This is a genomic window from Myxococcota bacterium (genome assembly GCA_040387835.1).
Lineage (GTDB): Bacteria > Myxococcota > UBA727 > UBA727 > JABDBI01 > JAZKCZ01.
On record JAZKCZ010000001.1, the window covers coordinates 54,521 to 72,542 of the forward strand.

Below are 18,022 nucleotides of genomic sequence, written 5' to 3' on the forward strand. Positions count from 1 at the left end.
ATGTATCAAATTATCGCTGCCTTGGTTTTTAGTTCTATCTGTCTTGCTGACATATCGGCCACTGACCGTTATTTGGCTTACACTGGTGAATTGCTGGGTCAAAATCATATTGGTGACGACCATTTGTTGGCAATCATCGAGGGTGCTGAAAAAGGACAAGTGACGAATCCAATTCGAGAGCGAGAAGCTCGAGTAAGTATCGCTCATCAAATCGCTTATCTGACGTACGAGCAGCTTATCGCCGAGGAGTTGGATTTTCGACTCATAATTTCTTGGGCTGAAAGACGCTTGAGTGCAGAAAAAAGAAAGCGGATTGAACAGGAAATTGAATCTAGAAAAACATATTTTATCGCATGGAAGTTAGGTTCTAGTCCTTTGGCCGTAGGACCTGGACACACTTGTGTGCTTAAAATGGATGGTACGCCCGCTTGTTGGGGGAGAATAGATAAAACAAACGCTATTCCTTCTGGCCTTGGACCAGTGAGCTCGATTTCGACAAACTCTGTAAATACCTGTGTCATTAAAATGGATGGCTCGGTATTTTGTTGGGGACTCAACGCCTATGGGATCATTGACGTTCCACCAGATTTAGGAACTGTTAAGTCCATAGCTTTGGGGGAGAAGATTGCTTGTGTCGTCAAAGATGATGACCACGTGGCTTGTTGGGGAGACAATTCATCGGGGCAATTAAACATTCCATTAGACATAGGACCTGTTCAGGCAATAGCGCCTGGCCCTGGTTATGTTTGCGTCATTAAAGCTAATAGATTGGTAGCCTGTTGGGGAAATAATGAGCATGGACAATTAAACGTTCCACTAGATTTAGGACCTGTTCAGGCGTTGGATCTTGGCAAGTTTCATGTTTGTGCAGTTAAAGCCAACGGAGCAGTAGTTTGTTGGGGATCTAAGTCAAATAGTCAAGTAATCATGCGAACACCGGAGCAAGGTTTTTGGAGCTCTTTAGTACAAGCAGTGTCGGCGTGGATGTATCATACCTGGGAGTTAACTTGCTTGCATGAACCTATACAGTCAATAATTCTAGGTCCGTTGGGAACATGTGTACATAATGCCGACAACTCGGTGGCTTGTTTGGGGGGAAGGGCTGCACCTGAGTTGGGGCCTGTTCAGATACTGCGCGGAGGCTCGCACTTTTGTGCTGTTAAAGTCGATGGCCATTTAACTTGCTGGGGAATGAACACACACGGACAAACGAATGTTCCAGATGATTTGGGTGCGATTATGCCACCTTTATGACTTAGTTTTTTGAGTGAATAAAAAATGTATCAATTGATTTTTGCTTTAATTTTTAGTTCCATTTGTTTAGCTGAACCATCAGCGACAGACCGTTATTTGGCTTATACGAGCGAACTGCTCAGTCAAAATCGCATCGGCGATGAGCATTTGTTGGCAATTATCGCAGGTGCGGAAGATGGACAGGTAGCCAACCCCATTTCGGATAGAGAGTCGCGGGTTAGTATAGCCAGCCAAATTGCCAGCCAGACTTACGAACAGTTAATTGCGCAAGGGGTGGTCGTTGAAACCGTGTTGCCTTGGGCACGCGAGCATTTGGGTTTGCTGGTAAAAGAACGGGAGGAAAAGAAGGACAGTAAGAAAGGCTTGGTTTCGAATTGGGTGAAAAGTTATACACGTCTGGCAATCAATGAGGGCCAAGGTTGTGAATTGGCTGAGAATGGCAGCGTACATTGTTGGGGGGGCAACTACCATCAACAGTGTGATGTCCCCATGGATTTGGTCCAGGCGCTGAGCGTTGCGGTCGGTTACACATTTAATTGTGCGATTCAAGCGAATGGCCATGTCAGATGCTGGGGCGACAAATTCGTAAAGTTGCCCAATGAGTTAGGCGTCGTTAAAGCTTTGGTGGCTGGCTTTTACCATGCCTGCGCTGTGGCGATAGATGATGGCGTTTATTGTTGGGGTCGCGACCTATGGGGGCAAGTCGAGGTTCCTGGCGACCTGGGCCCAGTTCTCAGTATATCCGCAGGGATGAAGCATACATGTGCGGTGAAATCAGATAATCGTGTTCGTTGTTGGGGTGCGAATCAAGAGAAACAAATCGATGTTCCTACTGATTTAGGCCCTGTGCTAAGCGTATCGGCTGGCATGTTTCACACCTGCGTGTTGCAAACGGATAGGAGCGTTCGCTGCTGGGGAAATAATCAAGATGGGCGGCGCAATGTTCCAAATGATTTAGGTTTAGTACAAGCCATTTTTGCTTGCTTAGATATCAGTTGCGCAGTCAAACAAGACGGCAAAACTCAGTGTTGGGGATTTGATTACCTGCCAAAAGAGTGCACTGAGTTGGCTATGGGCAATGTGGAGTAATTATGTCATATTTCAATAGACTAATAGGTGTGGTCCTGTTTTCTGCTAGCGTCTCTGCCCACATCGCTTGGTCAGATTTAAAATCTGAAGTCTCTCCTGAGGATAGGCTTAAGACCGTCTGGTACACAGATGAAATGTTTAAATTGTACAGAGAATTACGCTACAAATCACTTCGCTTTCCAAGTACTATTAGAGGCGGTCTATTGTTTATCGAAGGAGACCCTGAACACTACTGGGTGGATCCGGAACTCGCCATAGAGCACGTAATACGTCACAAATCTTATTCTTGTATGTTTTTAAATAGAAGCTGGTGTCTTCATCTTCATGGCGTGACGCCTTGGGCTAAATTTAGATCGCGCTCTGTCAAGTAAACCGTGCTATAGGGGAAATCTTATGATGGATCGAATCTCCGCCCTTTTTAAGATTTCTGAACTTCGTTCTAGGCTGCTTTATACCTTGGGTATGCTAGCGGTTTACCGCCTCGGTATCTATATTACGACACCAGGTGTGGACAGGACGGCTACGCGAGGTTTCTTGCGACATCAAGAATCAAGCGGTGGTGGTTTCTTAAGTTTGTTCAACTTCTTCTCCGGCGGGGCTTTGGAAAATGCTTCCGTGTTCGCTTTGGGGATTATGCCTTATATTACGGCGTCCATTATTATGACCATGATGGCGGTTGTTGTGCCGACCATTGAGCGGATGCAGAAAGAAGGGGAACAGGGGCGTCGCAAGATTAACCAGTTCACTCGCTATGGCACGATCGTGATTTCAATTATCCAAGGTGTGATGATTGCTCAGTCGTTTAAGAGCAACGGCGTGGTGAATCCAGATTGGGCTTATTCGTTCGGTGGCTTTGGCTTTATTGCCATTACGGTTATCACTTTGACTGCAGGAACAGCTTTCTTGATGTGGTTGGGAGAACGGATCACTGAGCGTGGTATTGGTAACGGTATCTCACTGATCATTTTTGCAGGTATTGTCGCCAGGTTGCCTGGAGCGATTTACTCGACCATTTTGGGTGTCAAAAACCAAACTTATCAGCCATCTGAAATTATTTTGCTCGGCATCGTCATGATTCTGGTTTTGGCCGGGATCGTGTTTATGGAAGAAGGCCAGCGTCGCTTGCCGGTGCAATACGCTAAGCGTGTTGTGGGTAATAGACAGTACGGCGGTCAAGCCACACATTTGCCTTTGAAGATTAACGTTGCCGGTGTGATTCCGCCAATTTTTGCTAGCACCATTTTGATGTTTCCGATGACCGTTGGATCTTTTTGGCAGGCAGAATGGGTACAGAAAGTTCAACAAGCGTTGATGCCCGGTGGATGGCACTATGAAGTGTTGTTTGTGTTGGCGGTAATCTTTTTCGCTTATTTCTACACGGCGGTGCAGTTTAACCCGGTAGATGTGGCGGATAACTTGCGGAAGTTCGGTGGCTTTATCCCGGGTATTCGCCCTGGTAAGTCCACTTCGGATTATATCGATTACGTTTTGAGCCGTTTGACCTTTGCAGGTGCGCTTTATCTTTCTGCTGTGTGTGTGTTGCCAGTAATGATTCAGAAGCTGACTTCCAATCAGGTACCGTTTTACTTTGGTGGAACTGGGCTGTTGATTGTCGTGAGCGTGGCACTCGAAACTGTCCGTCAGATTGAAAGCCATTTCATTGGCAAGCAGTATGAAGGCATGACTGGCGCAGATCAAAATCAAGGCCTGACACGAATCAAGGCTCGTCTTGAGGAGAACCCTGCTTGAGATGGGTATTTTTGGGAGCTCCTGGCTCTGGAAAAGGCACTCAAGCGGCTCTGTTAACGCAGCGCTTTGATTTAGGCTACGTGAGCACTGGCGATGTTTTTCGCCAGGCTATTAGCGATAAAACAGTGCTTGGTCAGCAGGCGAAGCAATATCTCGATGGCGGTTTGTTGGTGCCGGATGAGATTGTCTTGGGCATGATTGAGCAGGTGCTTGATGGCTTGTTGAATCGTAAAGGCTTCATCTTGGATGGCTTTCCTCGGACCATTCCTCAGGCTGAGCAACTGGAGCGCATTTTAGAAGCTCGAAAGCAGCCTTTGGATGCCGTAATTTCTTTGGAAGTGCCTGAAAAAATGTTGATCTCAAGAATGCTTGAGCGCAAACGAGCGGATGATACTTTAGAGACGATCCAAAAAAGATTGGCGGTGTTTGTTTGTCAGACTGAGCCTTTAAAAGCCTTTTATCGCTCCAGAGGCCTTCTTAAAGAGGTTAATGGTGCTGTGGCTCCTGAAGAAGTGTTGACAAGCCTAGTTGCAATATTAGGTTAAGCTGGTATGGTGCCAGCCCATGCCAGATATGGGCAGTGTGCGAGCGTGGCGGAACTGGTAGACGCGCCGGATTTAGGTTCCGGTGAAGAGATTCGTGGGGGTTCGATTCCCTCCGCTCGCACCATATGCATTGTGAAATAAAAGAAATCTCCTCGGTAGCTAAAGAGTTGTCCTTCGTGGTGGCTCCTGAGCAAGTTGATACTTATTTGAATCGCGCTTCTCAATCGGTAAATCAAAAAGTCAGATTGAAAGGTTATAGACCCGGCAAGGCTCCTAAAGCCATGTTGGAGCAATTTTATGGCGCTGAAATTCATCAGAAAGCCGTCGAAAAGATCATGTCCGAAGTGTTGTTTGATGCTCTCGATCAAAGAGACATTAAGCCTGTCACCAAGCCTAGAGTATCTTCAGAGCAAGTGCTGAAATCCGGCCAAGAATTCGCTTTTACCGCACATGTAGAAATCCTGCCGCAGGTTGAGTTGAAGCAATGGCAAGATTTGGAAGCCAAATTGCCAGAGCGTTTAGAAGTCTCTGATGCAGATGTTGATGCTGAAATCGAACAATTGCGCATGCGTATGGCATCGTTTAAAGCCGTTGACGAGCGCACAGTGGTTGAAGCTGGCGATTTTGTTGATTTCTCCTATGTGGAAGCCTGCGCACATGACGGTCATGATCACCACGACCACGATCACAAGCCTAAACATCGATTTATTGAACTAGGTAAAGCTCAGTTTTACCCAGAAAAGCCTGAGGTTGAGCAAGCTTTGGTCGGCGCCAAGATTGGCGTGCCAGTCGAAGTTGCCGATATGACCATCACGGTTGAAATCATCAAAGAATGCATTAAGCCTGTGGTTGATGATGAATTTGCCAAAGATTTGTCGGATAAATTCAGCACCATGGCAGACTTGAAAGCTGACATTCGCACCAATTTGGAAAAAGCGCGCGTTGAGCAAATGGAAGACGACAAAAAGCAAGCCGTTTTGGATGCTTTGGTTGCGGCTAACCCAATGGAAGTTCCTGAGTCCTTGGTAATGGAACAAGCTCAACAAATGGCAGTGAACAACCTGTCTCGTTTTCCAAAAGAAATGGCGATGAATTTCTGGAAAGCTTACGGAAAGAGCATGATGGAAAGCACCAAGCCTGCTGCTGAAAAATTGCTCAAAGCGCATTTGCTTTTGACCGCTGTGGCCAAAGAGCAAAATGCTGAGTTTGATTTCGAAAAGATGACGACATCGGTTATGGAACGTGCGCGTCTATCTTGAGACTTTCGGCTGCCAAATGAACATTTTGGACAGTGAGTTGATTCATAATCAGCTCACTTCCGAAGGTTATGAATTTGTGCAGCAAGCCGAAGATGCCAGCGTGGTTTTGTACAACACCTGCTCGGTACGCGAGCTGAGCGAACAAAAAGTATTAAGCCGTCTGGGTGTCTTAAAGCAACGTAAAGACGCCGGTGAAGATCTGATTGTCGGTCTTTTAGGCTGCATGGCAGAGCGCACGAATACCGATGTTCTGGCTAAAAACCCACATATCGATTTGCTGGTCGGACCGAGCCGTTTGGGCGAGATTTCCGGGCTGATTAACAACGTGCGCGATAAGAAAATCGAGCGCGAAGTTGCCCTATCTAATTTCAGAGCTCGCAAAGGCAAAAATCTGGACCACGAGCCAATGGATAGCTTGGAAGCGTTAGACGCTGCTAGGCTTTCAGGCAGTGCTTTGAAAAAGAGCCAGGCATATATTCGAATTACTCGGGGCTGTAATAAATTCTGCTCGTTTTGCGTAGTGCCTCGCACACGCGGTCCTGAAGTGCATCGCAGCTTCGATTCTATTTTGACGGAAGCCAAGATGCTGGTTGACAGCGGCGTTTTGGAAATTACGCTGCTGGGCCAGACCATTAATCATTACCCAGAGTTTGCGCGCCTCTTGAAAGAGATGCACGACCAAAATCCAGGCTTAAAGCGCCTCAGATTTATGACCAGCTATCCGCGGGATTTTACCGATGAAATGCTGGATGTAATGGCGAGCTCGGAGCGCATTTGTAAGTATCTGCACATTCCAGCGCAATCTGGCAGCGATGCCGTTTTGAAGCGCATGAATCGTGGATATACCCGCGAAGTTTATATGGATCTGATCCGCAGAGCCAAAGCACGCATGCCAGATATTGCCATTGTTGGGGATATGATCGTGGGCTTTCCTGGAGAGACGGACGAAGATTTTGAAATGTCTTTGAGCTTGATTGAAGAAGTAGGCTATCAAAATATCTTCGTCTTTAAGTATTCACCACGGCCAGGGACAGTCGCTGACAGATTGGTAGATGATATCCCGGTGGCCGTAAAGAAACAGCGTAATAAACGCATGTTGGAATTTCAAAATGCCTTGGCGTTGACGGCGCATTTAAAAGTTATTGGACAGCGAGTTCGGGTGTTGGTCGAAGGGCAGGCAAAAATACAACCTCACCCCGGCCCTCTCCATGAAATGGAGAGGGAGTGCCATTTGCAGGGCAGAACTCAAGGTGACCAAATTGTTTTCTTTCCTGGTTCTGAAGAGCTTATTGGCCGGATGGTAGATGTCCGGATAGAGCAGGGTACTGCGCTTAGTTTGACCGGCGTATTGGAGAATTAAACATGTTTCATGCAACGACGATTTTAGCGGTTCGCCGTGGTTCAAAAGTAGTGCTTGCAGGCGATGGCCAGGTTTCTTTAAACCAGACCGTTATTAAAGCGAATGCCAATAAGTTGAGACGATTGGCAGATGGCAAGATCCTGGCTGGTTTTGCTGGAAGTACGGCAGATGCTTTCATGTTGTTCGATTTGTTTGAAAAAAAGCTGAAAGAATATAACGGCCAGTTTGTTCGCGCGGCTGTGCAACTGGCACAGGATTGGCGTTCGGATAAGATTCTAAGACGTCTTGAAGCGATGCTTTTGGTGGCTGACAAAGATAAGACACTACTTATCTCAGGAACCGGCGATGTGCTCGAGCCGGACTTGGATGTCTATGCCATTGGATCAGGCGGAACCTATGCGCTTTCTGCGGCCAGGGCTTTGCTCGAAAATACGGACCTTTCGCCCAAAGAGATTGCTCAAAAGGCCATGAAAATCGCTGCTGAGATTTGTGTTTTTACCAACGATCGTTTTGTATTTGAGGAACTCTAGCCATGTCTTTTACGCCTAGGGAAATTGTCGCCGAGCTGGATCGGTATATTGTTGGTCAGTCTGATGCCAAAAAAGCCGTTGCCATAGCGCTTCGTAATAGGTGGCGCCGCCAACAGATACCGTCCCCACTGAAAGAAGAAATCTCACCCAAGAATATTATTTTGATGGGTCCGACGGGTTGCGGCAAAACCGAAATCGCTCGAAGATTAGCCAAGCTTGCGCAGGCGCCTTTTGTGAAGGTAGAAGCTACCAAGTTCACAGAAGTCGGTTATGTCGGTCGTGACGTTGATTCGATGATTCGAGACCTGGTCGAAGTTGCGGTAAAGATGTGCAAGGAAGAAGCACTCAAGATTGTCAACGAAAAGGCAAAGGTCCAAGCCGAAGAACGTGTGCTAGATTTGCTAACCCATACCTCTGGTGGCCATGTGGGCCCCAGGCTCAATATCGAAGAAGAGCACTCCGCCAGCGAGAAAGAATCTCGCGAAAAATTGAGACAATCTTTGCGAGCAGGCGAGTTAGACGACCGCCAAGTTGAAATCGAATTAAAGCAATCCATGCCCGGCATGCCCATGGTCCAAATGATGGGCCCAGTCGCAGGCTTTGACGAAATGGCCAGCAGCATTCAAGACAGCCTGGAAAAAGCTTTTGGCGGCAATCGCAAAAAGCAGCGCAAAATCAAAGTTAAAGAAGCTTTAGAAGTCCTGGCTCAAGAAGAAGGCCAAAAGCTGGTAGATTTAGACCAAGTCCACCAAGATGCTGTCACTAAAGCCGAGCAGTCTGGCATCGTCTTTATCGACGAAATTGACAAAGTCGCGAGCAAAGAATCGCGCGGCCAAGATGTGAGCAGAGAAGGCGTCCAGCGCGATATTCTGCCCATCGTTGAAGGCAGCGCTGTGTCCACTAAGTACGGAATCGTACGCACAGACCATATCCTGTTTATTGCTGCAGGCGCTTTTCACGTCTCCAAACCATCTGACTTGATTCCAGAGCTACAAGGTCGTTTCCCGATTCGAGTTGAACTGAACTCGCTGACTGAAGAAGATTTCATGCAAATCTTGACCGAGCCTGAAAATAGTTTGGTGAAGCAATATTCGGCTCTTTTAGGCACTGAACAAACAACCCTCCAGTTTGCAACCGACGGCTTGCGTGCCATTGCCCAAATCGCAACACAGGTGAACGCTTCGCAACAAAACATCGGCGCGAGACGGCTTTATACCATCATGGAAAAACTGTTTGAAGAAGACAGTTTTTCGAGCCCTGATAGGCCAGCATCCACGCTGGCAGTAGATGCTGCATTGGTGAGAACGCGGCTAGGGAAGATATTGGAGAATGAAGACCTGAGTCGTTTTATTCTTTAATTCTTATCCAAACCACACCAGCGGCAACTGAGCGCCCAAATACAGCTGAGCAAATTTTCCCACAATATGAACGATTACAGAAATCGTATGGAGACCTGCGCCGAGGGGGTTCTCTGCAGATGACCAACTAGCACTTAGAGTGCGGGTCGATATAGAGTCTGGTGTCGAGAGCTGTTGAACAGCCAAGTTTCCAACCGGATTTCCATCAATAATAATTTGTGCAGCTAAGTATCCGCCAATGTCGTTACTTTCACCTTGAATGAGAGACTTAAAAGAGAAAAATACGATACCTGAATGGTTCGCAGGGACTTCAAACAAGGTCGATGGGATGAAAATATGGCCATTGCCGGTGATAGGTGGACACCCTGGCCATGCACAATCGGAGCCGACGCAAACGTAATAGCTGTTTCCAATTGGAATTGCTCCGTCTATCCAAGGTACTCGCCCGGAAACTGCAGCACCTGTAAAACTAACTAATGTGGTTGTGGCACCGATAATATAGTGAACGGTATTATCCCCACTTGCGTGATTCCACGCTTCGGCAGATGCTGCCAACGTGACGTTCGAAACTAGTGAATTCTCAGAAGAGGGGAAAAAAGCGTGGGTATACATAGGAGCATTTCCACTTTCGGCGCCTGGGCTTAAGTCGTTGTCAGTGTGCATTACCTCTTGCCGATCTGTCGCGCCACTTCCGTTAACATTGTTATATATGAACCATACAGCGTCCCCATAATATCCATCAGAAACATAAGAACGGCCTGCCGCAAACACAACTACGGGCCCGCTAAGGCCGGTTGCACCGGTTGTAACTGACAAAGCAGGGTAGGATGGAAGGGGCGTTTGATCAGGTTTTACATCAAATTGATAAGGGCGGCTGTCAGCGCGCAGCAGATTTCCCGAGACCCTCATTGAACCAGTATTCGGGATAATAGTAATATAAAGGTTGCTCGTAGCTCCCACTGCAAAAGAAGCATTTCCTTCTGGAAAAAGAGCTATGCCCATCAGAGAACATGTGACATTGCCGTCAAATCCAGACCAAGCGCCAATAACACTGTAACTGTGTTGAACGGGGTATTGGCTCGCGGCCCAATTAATGACAGCTTCATTGCTCGCTAGCCGTCCGTTACATTCGATCTGGACAAGTGCCGAAAGTTTACCTGCTACCGGATAGAACCGCCCATCTGAGCCAACAACAATAGCATCATCGGGCGAAATTTCTACCGACGCGCTGATTAAAGCAGTCTTCCTGAGAGCCTCGACAACTGTGTCGATTTGGAGTGTTTTATACACCCCTCTCGTTAGTGAGACTAGCGCGTCGTGCGCTGAAAGTACATTCAACACAAATAGATTGCTTAGTAAGATTAATTTAATTCGGTTCATTTAATTTTTATAGGTGAGGAATAGAAATTAGGCAAATTACGATTGCCAGGTCGGTCGATTAAATAGTGAATAAAATGAATCTTAAAAAATTAGCGCCTTTTCAACTGGATTGACGGACCAATCGTAAAACATGTCAACCCAGTTAGCGCTGCTCATGAGGTTGCAACGTGCCCGAGCACCTACTTCGAGAGAACCAATATCCGATCTTCCCAAAGCCAGAGCGCCATAATTGGTGATGCCTAAAAGGGCCTCTTCACAGGTAAGACCGCACCTGGTGATGCCAAGCTGTGCGGCCAATAGCAGGTTATCGCACATCGCAGAGCCTGGATTAAAATCGGTTGCAATCGCAACTTTTACCCCCGCGTCCGTTAGCATGCGTCCAGAGGCGAGCTGCTTCATGCCAAGGTATTCTTGCGCTACAGGCAACAGCTCCGCAATGACGCCTGCATCTGCGAGCGCCACGGCATCTTCTCTGGTAGCGTATTCCAGATGCGAAGCGCTTAGTGTTTCCAGCTCAGCTGCTAAAATAGCGCCGTCAGAGTGACTGAGCTGTTCGGCGTGAAGCCTGGTTTTAAATCCCATCCGCGCAGCCGCGGTTAAGATTTGCCGTCCATGGTTAACGGAGAATGCGCCCTGCTCCACAAAAACATCGCAAGCGGTGGCAATGCCTTGTGCTTTCACCGCAGGAAGCATGTCTTTAATCACATGCTGAACATAGGTGTCTGCCTCATATTCCGGGGGGATAGCATGCGCGCCCAAGAAGGTTGCGACCAATTCTGCCGGTTGTAATTTGTTAAGCTCGGCGATGACTTCAAGCATCTTGAGCTCACTGTCTAATGAAAGCCCGTAGCCGCTTTTAACTTCTACGGTACTGACGCCTCGAGCATGCATTCGCGCTAAGCGAGGCATGGCTAGATCGATAAGCTCCTGTTTGGAGGAGTTACGCGTGGCCCTGACCGTGTTGCGTATGCCTCCACCCACTCTCATGATCTGAGCGTAAGAAGCGCCTTTGGCCCTCAGCTCAAATTCATGCGCTCTTGAGCCTGAAAACACCAAATGCGTATGACAATCCACAAATCCCGGTGTTAGAACTTTACCGCCACAATCAATGTCGTTTTGGTTTGGTTGGTGGATGTCCTGGGTAATTAGTTTTACGAGGCCATTCTCAACTTGAAGATTAGCATTTTCTAAAAATCTATTTCCGGTAAACAAGGTTCCAATATTGTAAAGCCACATGGACATGTTTCTAGCACACGAAAATTATGCCATCAAAGGTTCATGACAAATAATACCAAGCGATATGCAACTTTTAAAACAAACATGGGCGAGATAGTGATTGAGCTTTATGCGGAAAAAGCTCCCAAGACCGTCGAAAACTTCGTGAAACTTGCTGAAAAAGGCTTTTACAACGGTACCATTTTCCATCGTGTCATCCCTGATTTCATGATCCAAGGTGGCGATCCGGAAGGCACCGGTCGCGGCGGTCCAGGGTATAAATTCGCTGACGAGTTTCACCCGGAGTTGCGCCACAATGCGCCTGGTATTTTGTCGATGGCAAATGCAGGGCCGAACACTAATGGTTCGCAGTTTTTTATCACCGAAATCCCAACGCCGTTTTTGGATAACCGACATGCGGTATTCGGTAAAGTGATTGAGAACTTTGACCTGGTTCCTAAGATTGCCCGCGTAAAACGCGATGGCTCGGATCGGCCATTGCATGATGTAGTGTTGGAAGAAGTTGTGATTTCAAACGAGCGAGCTTAACGCTCCCCCGTTGTCATCCCGGCCTTGAGCCAGGATCCAGCACCCTGCAACACGCCTGGATCCCGGCGCGGGGGCCGGGATGACAGTTAGGCGGACTTTACCAGTTTCACATGTAATACATATTGATCGATATTCAACGCATGTTCAGATTCAGTCGCACCCCAATTTAACGTAAGCGCCAATAGCTCGTCCTGCAGATGCCGCTCAAAGCCCTTAAGTGCTTCTTCTAGCTCGCTGGATTCTGTATAGAAGCTAAGCTCTATCCGGTCAGTTACCTCAAGTCCCACATCTTTACGTAATTTCTGCAGCTGGCTAACGGTTTCGCGCATTAACCCTTCTCGCACAAGCTCAGGGGTTAAATCGGTTTCCAGCGCCACAGTCAGTGCACCTTCGGTTTCCAAAACAATATCCGCCCGCGCTGTCCTGGTGATGGTGACATCTTCGGTATGGATTTCTACACCCGCGATATCTAGAACTTGCCCCGATTGTAGCGTTTTGAGTTCATCGCGCGAGAAATGCGAAATGGCCTCAGTGACTTCTTTCATCTTGGCGCCAGCGCGCTTACCCAGTGTTTTAAAGTTAGGCTTTAAGCTGACATCACACAAAGAGTCATCGTCTTCCAAAACAGAAACCTTTTTGACGTTAAGCTCCTGCTCAAGCAAATCGGCGTGTTTTAAAATGGCTGCGCGAGCGGCGGCATCATGGGTAACAACGGTAACTTCGAGCAGTGGTTGGCGGGTTTTGATTTTGTGCTTTTCACGCAAAGCACGGCCCAGAACCACCGTTTGCCGGATGACCGACACTTCGTATTCCAGCGCCAAATCGATAAGCTCTGTATTTGCCAGCGGATAGTCCGCAGTGTGGACGCTCTTGCCTGTGCCTGGGACTAAATTTTGATAAATGGTATCCGCAATGAACGGCAAAACCGGCGCAATCACTTTACTGAAAGTCACCAAGACTTCATATAGCGTTTGATAGGCCGCTGTGTCGTTCTTCCAGAAGCGGCGACGGCTTCGCCTGATATACCAATTGGTTAGATCGTCGATAAAGCCTAACATCGCTGGGATGACTTTATAAAGATAATAGCCTTCCATCTGCGTGTTCACTTCTTGAACGAGCGATTGCAACTTGGATAAAATCCAACGATCGATTTCGGTGATTTCGCTTGGCTTTGCTTTGGGCGCGTCGGGCGACCAGTTTTCAATATTGGCGTATTGAACAAAGAACGACCAGGAATGGAAAAGGGGCAGCATGACCGTGCGAACGATCTCTCGCACACCCTTTTCGTTGAACAGCAAAGGCTCCGCGCGCACAACTGGTGAGTTAACCAAGTAAGCTCTTAAGGCGTCCGCGCCATATTCGTTCATAACCAACGAAGGGTCGGGGTAGTTCTTTTTAGACTTACTCATTTTGGTGCCGTCTTCGGCTAAAACCAAGCCGTTGACCACCACGTTTTTAAACGGCGGTTCATCAAAAAGTGCGGTTGAAAGCACGAGCAGGGTATAAAACCAGGCGCGAGTTTGGTCTAAGCCTTCAGCGATATAATCCGCGGGAAACTTTGATTTAAATTGCTCTTGGTTTTCGAAAGGATAGTGATTTTGGGCATAGGGCACGGAGCCAGATTCAAACCAGCAGTCGAACACTTCTGGAATTCGCTTTACAGTCCCGGAGCATTTGTCACAGGCAAAGCTTAAGTGGTCAATTTTGTGCGGGTGGATGTCAGTGATTTTCTCATCAGTTTTTTGTTGGAGCTCGCTGATTGAGGCAACACAACTTACATTTTTGCAGCTCTCGCACATCCAAAGTGGAATCGGCGTTCCCCAAAAGCGATTTCGCGAGACGCACCAGTCTTGGGCATCTGCTAGCCAGTTGCCGAAACGCTTCTCGCCCACGGCTTCAGGCACCCAATGAATCTGCTGGTTATTTTTCAGCAGTCGTTCCCGAAGCTCAGTGACTCGGATGAACCAAGATGGAATGGCCTTGTAGATCAAAGGTGTGCCGCTGCGCCAGCAATATGGGTAGTTATGTTGAATCGTATCTTGTTTAAACAGGAGACCTTTCTCTTTTAGCTCCTTGATTAAGATGGGGTCTGCGTCTTTGATATTAATACCCAGCTTAACAAGCCGGCCTTCTTCATCGACTGATTCATGGCCTAAAAAGGGCAGACCCGCCTTCTTGCAAACTTCGAAATCTTCTTGGCCGAATGCCGGAGCCATATGCACGAGCCCAGTTCCGTCTTCAGTGGTCACATGAGCGCTTTCTAAGACGTGAAAAAGTTTGTCAGAGCGGCCGATATAGTCATCAAAAGGTGGGGTGTAAGTTTTCGCAACGAGCTCAGCGCCTTTCAGGGTAGCCAACACCTGGGCCCCTTTGCCCAAGGTCGCTTCCAGACGTGCTTGCGCGACAATATAGATATTGTCATCACCGGCTTTCTGAGCGCGAACATAGTCAATATCCTTGCCTACAGCCACTGCCAAGTTCGACGGCAAGGTCCACGGCGTGGTCGTCCAAACTAACAGGTAAGCATCGCCACATTGAAGCTTAATGGTGATGGCGGGGTCTTGAACGTTACGATAATCTAGATTGGCTTCGAAGTTAGAAAGAGGTGTTGAGAGGCGCCAGCTAAAAGGCATCACTCTAAAATCTTGGTAGACCAGGCCTTTTTCCCAAAGTTGACCAAATGCCCACCAAACCGATTCCATGAACTCAGGGTCCATCGTCTTGTAATCGTTCTTAAAATCGACCCAACGACCAAGCCGCGTGATAATACGCTCCCATTCGCTGGTGTATTTTAAAACGCCACTGCGACAAGCTTCGTTGAATTTGCCAATGCCGTATTCTCTAATAGCTGTTGGACCTGAAAGACCTAGAGTTTTCTCGGTCTCCATTTCAATGGGAAGGCCGTGGGTATCCCAACCGAAGCGACGCTCTACATATTTACCGCGCATGGTCCAATATCTAGGCACAACGTCTTTAAGGGTCGATGCCACAAAATGCCCATAGTGAGGCAAGCCCGTCGCGAAGGGCGGGCCGTCGTAAAAGGTATAGTTGTCTTCAGCTCTGTCCGATTGTCTGTTTTTAAGGCTTTGTTCGAAAGCCGAAATTTCTTTCCAAAACTCTAATACTTTTTGCTCTTGTTCGGGAAATGAAAAACTCTCGGGAATAGGGTTAAAGGCAGGCATCAAGAGGATTTAAGGATTTTGAGCCTGCCCGTCAAGGCTTTAAGAGTTAAGCACCCCTAACACAAATCCAGAAATCACAATAAAAAGAGACATCAAAGGAAGCCTATGTGTCTGTGCAAACTGGTATGACTTTCCTGGTAGTGGCTTTAACGAAGACCCTACCCACTTAGCGATAGGTGTGCACGCCTTGTAGACAGCAGCTGAGGCAGCGACTCTCGTAGCATAAGGAGCTAATTGATGAACGGTTTCGGCAGTTTTGTACCCAGCGACTTCTTCTCCTAAAAAGCCCTCTGCGGCTGGTTTCCAATAGGCTTCAGTATCGCTCATCGTATTCATTGTCACTTCTGTAAGATTAAATGGGGCATATTCAAACGCCGCATCTATATTGAACATGATGAAAGCAGCGGGGGCGTAAGGTGCAGTAAAAGCAACCAGCGGTGTTTTAGAGACGACTAAATAGAGCGCTGTTGATGTACCGACTCTTGCTATGACTGGTGTGTATTCATAAGTTAAGTCGGTGGCATTAAAATTGAGTTTCTGTTGCAAGGGTACTTGTTCCGCGTATGTCTTCCAGCTGTCCTCATTGTTTTCCAAGAATAACTTAACATTTTCGGCGATCATTGAATCGATTCTTGTTTCAGCAAGTAAAGAATCAATAGTATAAACTAAGATACCAGGTGTAATGAAACGACCCCCAGGCAAATATTCGACAGCTTGTCGCGCGGTATCTGTAGCAAGCTTGGCTGATGTGGTGAAAATTGTCGATCTTGCGACGGATTTCGAAAAGTCGATGGCAAAACCTCGAGCGAATTTGCTCGCATTTGGCATGGTCCAATCTATCACATTGGCTGTCAGATCGCCAACCGTGCGATCGATTTCAAATTGTCTGATCACGTAAATTCCCACCATACGGCTAATAGATGCTTTAACGGCAACGGACCGCGTGGCATCAGCGATGGAAGCGTGCTTTTTGTACACTTCCCAAAAGTCATTGCCGCCAGCATTTTTCTTGCGGTCTCGCATTATCCGGCCAGCCTCTACCGCCGTTTGGCCGACAATATCTCCAGCGGTATTCACGGCGAATATGCAGGCTTCGGAATCGCAAATCTTATAGCCAAATAGGGCAATGAAACCCGCGCCCTTTACGCCCACTTTCCCCATTTGGCTTACGGTATCTGAAATATCAAAATTCCGGCGGCCGTCAAACGGCACTCTAAGTCTTTGTTTAGCAATGCCGGTTCCGAGTTTGATGACATCGCGAATAATTGCGGAGTTGATAGGGTTGGTGCTTTCCAGCTCTTGAATCCATGTTGAGAGGGTTGGGTCTCTTCTAAGGAAAGCGTCGATACTGGCGTCGATCACCAGTGTCTGTTTGCTGGGAATGGTCACAATGATATAAGTTCCGAAAGTTTTTGTTGCCATCCAGACATAATGGGCAAATTCATGGAAAGAGCTGGTCGCTTTTTTGCCATAAAAGGTGCTTGAGTCGAACGGATCCACTGCAGCTGCAGTTGCAGCGTGGCGGGGGTTTCTTGATGCAAATACCGAAAAACTCAATACAAAGAAAAACAGCAAATATCTCACAAAAACTCCTTATTAGGAAAGCTTGAAACCATCTAATCTATCTTCTGCCGGCTGCAGAAAATCTCACCGCCTATTGGTCATGAAAGAATTGAATTGGCAACAGGTGATATGGCTGTCTTTGAGTATAAAGCTGAACGTTGGAAACGTTTGGTGCAGCAAATTTGTGGCTAAAAGAATATGCTCTGTCTTTTTTGAACTCCTTTATCAATCATCTTTTGGAGCCGCTGTTTGGTTTGAGCAACATAATTAGCGATTTGTTCGTCACTTTCTTTGCCATGCCCAGTGAAATATATTGGTTTACCGATATGGATTCGATATTTAACAGGCAGCGGCAACGGGATAATTTGGGGAAATATCAGCGGGAATCCTGGTGTGCCAAAAAGCTTTCCCAGCCATTTAAAATTGGCAATCGAAGGCGCCTGCTCTTCCGCTCCTATGAGGGCAACCGGAAGAATCGGGGTGCCTGTTTCAACGGCTAGCCGCATAAAGCCATGACCAAACTTAGCGAGTTTGTAACGATTCTTAAATAGCTTTGATATACCGCCAACACCTTCTGGGAAAACCATGACAGCCTCTTCATTTTGCAGAAGTGTCTTGCAGGCGCTGGGCGTGCCAACGATGGTTCCACCACGAGCAAATAGGGTCCCAATAAAAGGCAGCTCGGCGCTCCAGCGCTCTGCCATCCCGCGCAATAGCCTTGGCTTTTTTGGCTCTACCATGAAGGCCATTGAGATCATCATGGCGTCAAAAGGTAGCTGACCTGAGTGATTGGCCACCACCAAGACCCGGCCGGTTGGAATGTTGGATGCGCCAACGGTGTGAACGCGGAAGTATTTTTGATAGAGCCAATGAACGATGGGCATCCAAAGTTTGATGCTTTCGGGATCATAGCCAAAAGGATCAACGCGAAATGAATTCAGGTTTTTTCGCGACAAAGCTTCAATGCGTTTCTCAAGTTTTGAACTCAT

General features: G+C 47.4%; 14 protein-coding genes and 1 tRNA gene. 10 read left to right on the forward strand and 5 right to left on the reverse strand.

The genetic code is table 11. The features are described from left to right. The 9 genes from V4534_00245 (at position 1) to hslU (ending at position 9,144) form a co-directional block, all read left to right on the forward strand. On the forward strand, positions 1–1,254 hold the full coding sequence (locus V4534_00245; protein ID MES2503290.1) for a hypothetical protein: 1,254 nt from the start codon (positions 1–3) through the stop codon (positions 1,252–1,254). A gap of 24 nt (positions 1,255–1,278) precedes the next feature. Further along, a complete protein-coding gene (locus V4534_00250) occupies positions 1,279–2,343 on the forward strand; it encodes a hypothetical protein (GenBank protein MES2503291.1) in 1,065 nt (354 codons plus the stop codon). 393 nt (positions 2,344–2,736) lie between these two features. Beyond that, positions 2,737–4,092, forward strand: a complete 1,356-nt coding sequence (gene secY, locus V4534_00255; protein ID MES2503292.1) for a preprotein translocase subunit SecY — start codon at positions 2,737–2,739, stop codon at positions 4,090–4,092. After that, positions 4,089–4,637, forward strand: coding sequence for an adenylate kinase (locus V4534_00260; protein ID MES2503293.1), 549 nt, complete (start codon positions 4,089–4,091; stop codon positions 4,635–4,637). Before secY ends, V4534_00260 begins: the two co-directional genes overlap by 4 nt. Before the next feature lie 39 nt (positions 4,638–4,676). Further along, positions 4,677–4,761: transfer RNA gene (locus tag V4534_00265), tRNA-Leu, on the forward strand. Position 4,762: 1 nt separating this feature from the next. Then, complete coding sequence (tig, locus tag V4534_00270; protein ID MES2503294.1) at positions 4,763–5,896, forward strand: trigger factor; 1,134 nt, start codon at positions 4,763–4,765, stop codon at positions 5,894–5,896. Next, a complete protein-coding gene (miaB, locus tag V4534_00275; protein MES2503295.1) occupies positions 5,880–7,256 on the forward strand; it encodes a tRNA (N6-isopentenyl adenosine(37)-C2)-methylthiotransferase MiaB in 1,377 nt (458 codons plus the stop codon). The genes tig and miaB overlap by 17 nt, the downstream gene beginning before the upstream one ends. A 2-nt stretch (positions 7,257–7,258) precedes the next feature. Continuing rightward, positions 7,259–7,786 (forward strand): ATP-dependent protease subunit HslV, encoded by a 528-nt coding sequence (gene hslV, locus V4534_00280; GenBank protein ID MES2503296.1) that lies wholly within the window; start codon positions 7,259–7,261, stop codon positions 7,784–7,786. Positions 7,787–7,788: 2 nt separating this feature from the next. Then, positions 7,789–9,144: an ATP-dependent protease ATPase subunit HslU gene (gene hslU / locus V4534_00285; GenBank protein MES2503297.1), complete on the forward strand. Its 1,356-nt coding sequence runs from the start codon at positions 7,789–7,791 to the stop codon at positions 9,142–9,144. A gap of 3 nt (positions 9,145–9,147) precedes the next feature. Here the strand turns inward: hslU and V4534_00290 are convergent, their stop codons facing one another. Together V4534_00290 and hutI are read right to left on the reverse strand one after the other, a co-directional pair. Next, positions 9,148–10,524 carry a hypothetical protein gene (locus V4534_00290; GenBank protein ID MES2503298.1) on the reverse strand — a complete coding sequence of 459 codons (1,377 nt, stop codon included), beginning with the start codon at positions 10,522–10,524 and terminating at the stop codon, positions 9,148–9,150. A gap of 81 nt (positions 10,525–10,605) precedes the next feature. Further along, positions 10,606–11,760, reverse strand: coding sequence for an imidazolonepropionase (gene hutI, locus V4534_00295; GenBank protein ID MES2503299.1), 1,155 nt, complete (start codon positions 11,758–11,760; stop codon positions 10,606–10,608). 42 nt (positions 11,761–11,802) lie between these two features. Here hutI and V4534_00300 point away from each other — a divergent pair, with 42 nt between their 5' ends. Then, positions 11,803–12,288 carry a peptidylprolyl isomerase gene (locus V4534_00300; protein MES2503300.1) on the forward strand — a complete coding sequence of 162 codons (486 nt, stop codon included), beginning with the start codon at positions 11,803–11,805 and terminating at the stop codon, positions 12,286–12,288. Between the two features lie 86 nt (positions 12,289–12,374). Here the strand turns inward: V4534_00300 and ileS are convergent, their stop codons facing one another. From ileS to V4534_00315, 3 genes are all read right to left on the reverse strand, one after another. Next, the gene (gene ileS, locus V4534_00305) at positions 12,375–15,470 is read right to left on the reverse strand and encodes an isoleucine--tRNA ligase (GenBank protein ID MES2503301.1); all 3,096 of its coding nucleotides are present in this window, start codon (positions 15,468–15,470) and stop codon (positions 12,375–12,377) included. A 39-nt stretch (positions 15,471–15,509) separates the two neighbouring features. After that, positions 15,510–17,054: a hypothetical protein gene (locus V4534_00310; GenBank protein MES2503302.1), complete on the reverse strand. Its 1,545-nt coding sequence runs from the start codon at positions 17,052–17,054 to the stop codon at positions 15,510–15,512. Between the two features lie 167 nt (positions 17,055–17,221). Continuing rightward, on the reverse strand, positions 17,222–18,022 hold the full coding sequence (locus V4534_00315; protein MES2503303.1) for a lysophospholipid acyltransferase family protein: 801 nt from the start codon (positions 18,020–18,022) through the stop codon (positions 17,222–17,224).

Excerpts from the sequence above, each read along its gene's own strand:
- V4534_00245 (MES2503290.1), top strand. The coding sequence starts at position 1 with ATGTATCAAATTATCGCTGCCTTGGTTTTTAGTTCTATCTGTCTTGCT.
- V4534_00250 (MES2503291.1), top strand. The coding sequence starts at position 1,279 with ATGTATCAATTGATTTTTGCTTTAATTTTTAGTTCCATTTGTTTAGCT.
- secY (MES2503292.1), top strand. The coding sequence starts at position 2,737 with ATGATGGATCGAATCTCCGCCCTTTTTAAGATTTCTGAACTTCGTTCT.
- tig (MES2503294.1), top strand. The coding sequence starts at position 4,763 with ATGCATTGTGAAATAAAAGAAATCTCCTCGGTAGCTAAAGAGTTGTCC.
- hslV (MES2503296.1), top strand. The coding sequence starts at position 7,259 with ATGTTTCATGCAACGACGATTTTAGCGGTTCGCCGTGGTTCAAAAGTA.
- hslU (MES2503297.1), top strand. The coding sequence starts at position 7,789 with ATGTCTTTTACGCCTAGGGAAATTGTCGCCGAGCTGGATCGGTATATT.
- V4534_00290 (MES2503298.1), bottom strand. The coding sequence starts at position 10,524 with ATGAACCGAATTAAATTAATCTTACTAAGCAATCTATTTGTGTTGAAT.
- hutI (MES2503299.1), bottom strand. The coding sequence starts at position 11,760 with ATGTGGCTTTACAATATTGGAACCTTGTTTACCGGAAATAGATTTTTA.
- V4534_00300 (MES2503300.1), top strand. The coding sequence starts at position 11,803 with ATGACAAATAATACCAAGCGATATGCAACTTTTAAAACAAACATGGGC.
- ileS (MES2503301.1), bottom strand. The coding sequence starts at position 15,470 with ATGCCTGCCTTTAACCCTATTCCCGAGAGTTTTTCATTTCCCGAACAA.
- V4534_00315 (MES2503303.1), bottom strand. The coding sequence starts at position 18,022 with ATGAGTTCAAAACTTGAGAAACGCATTGAAGCTTTGTCGCGAAAAAAC.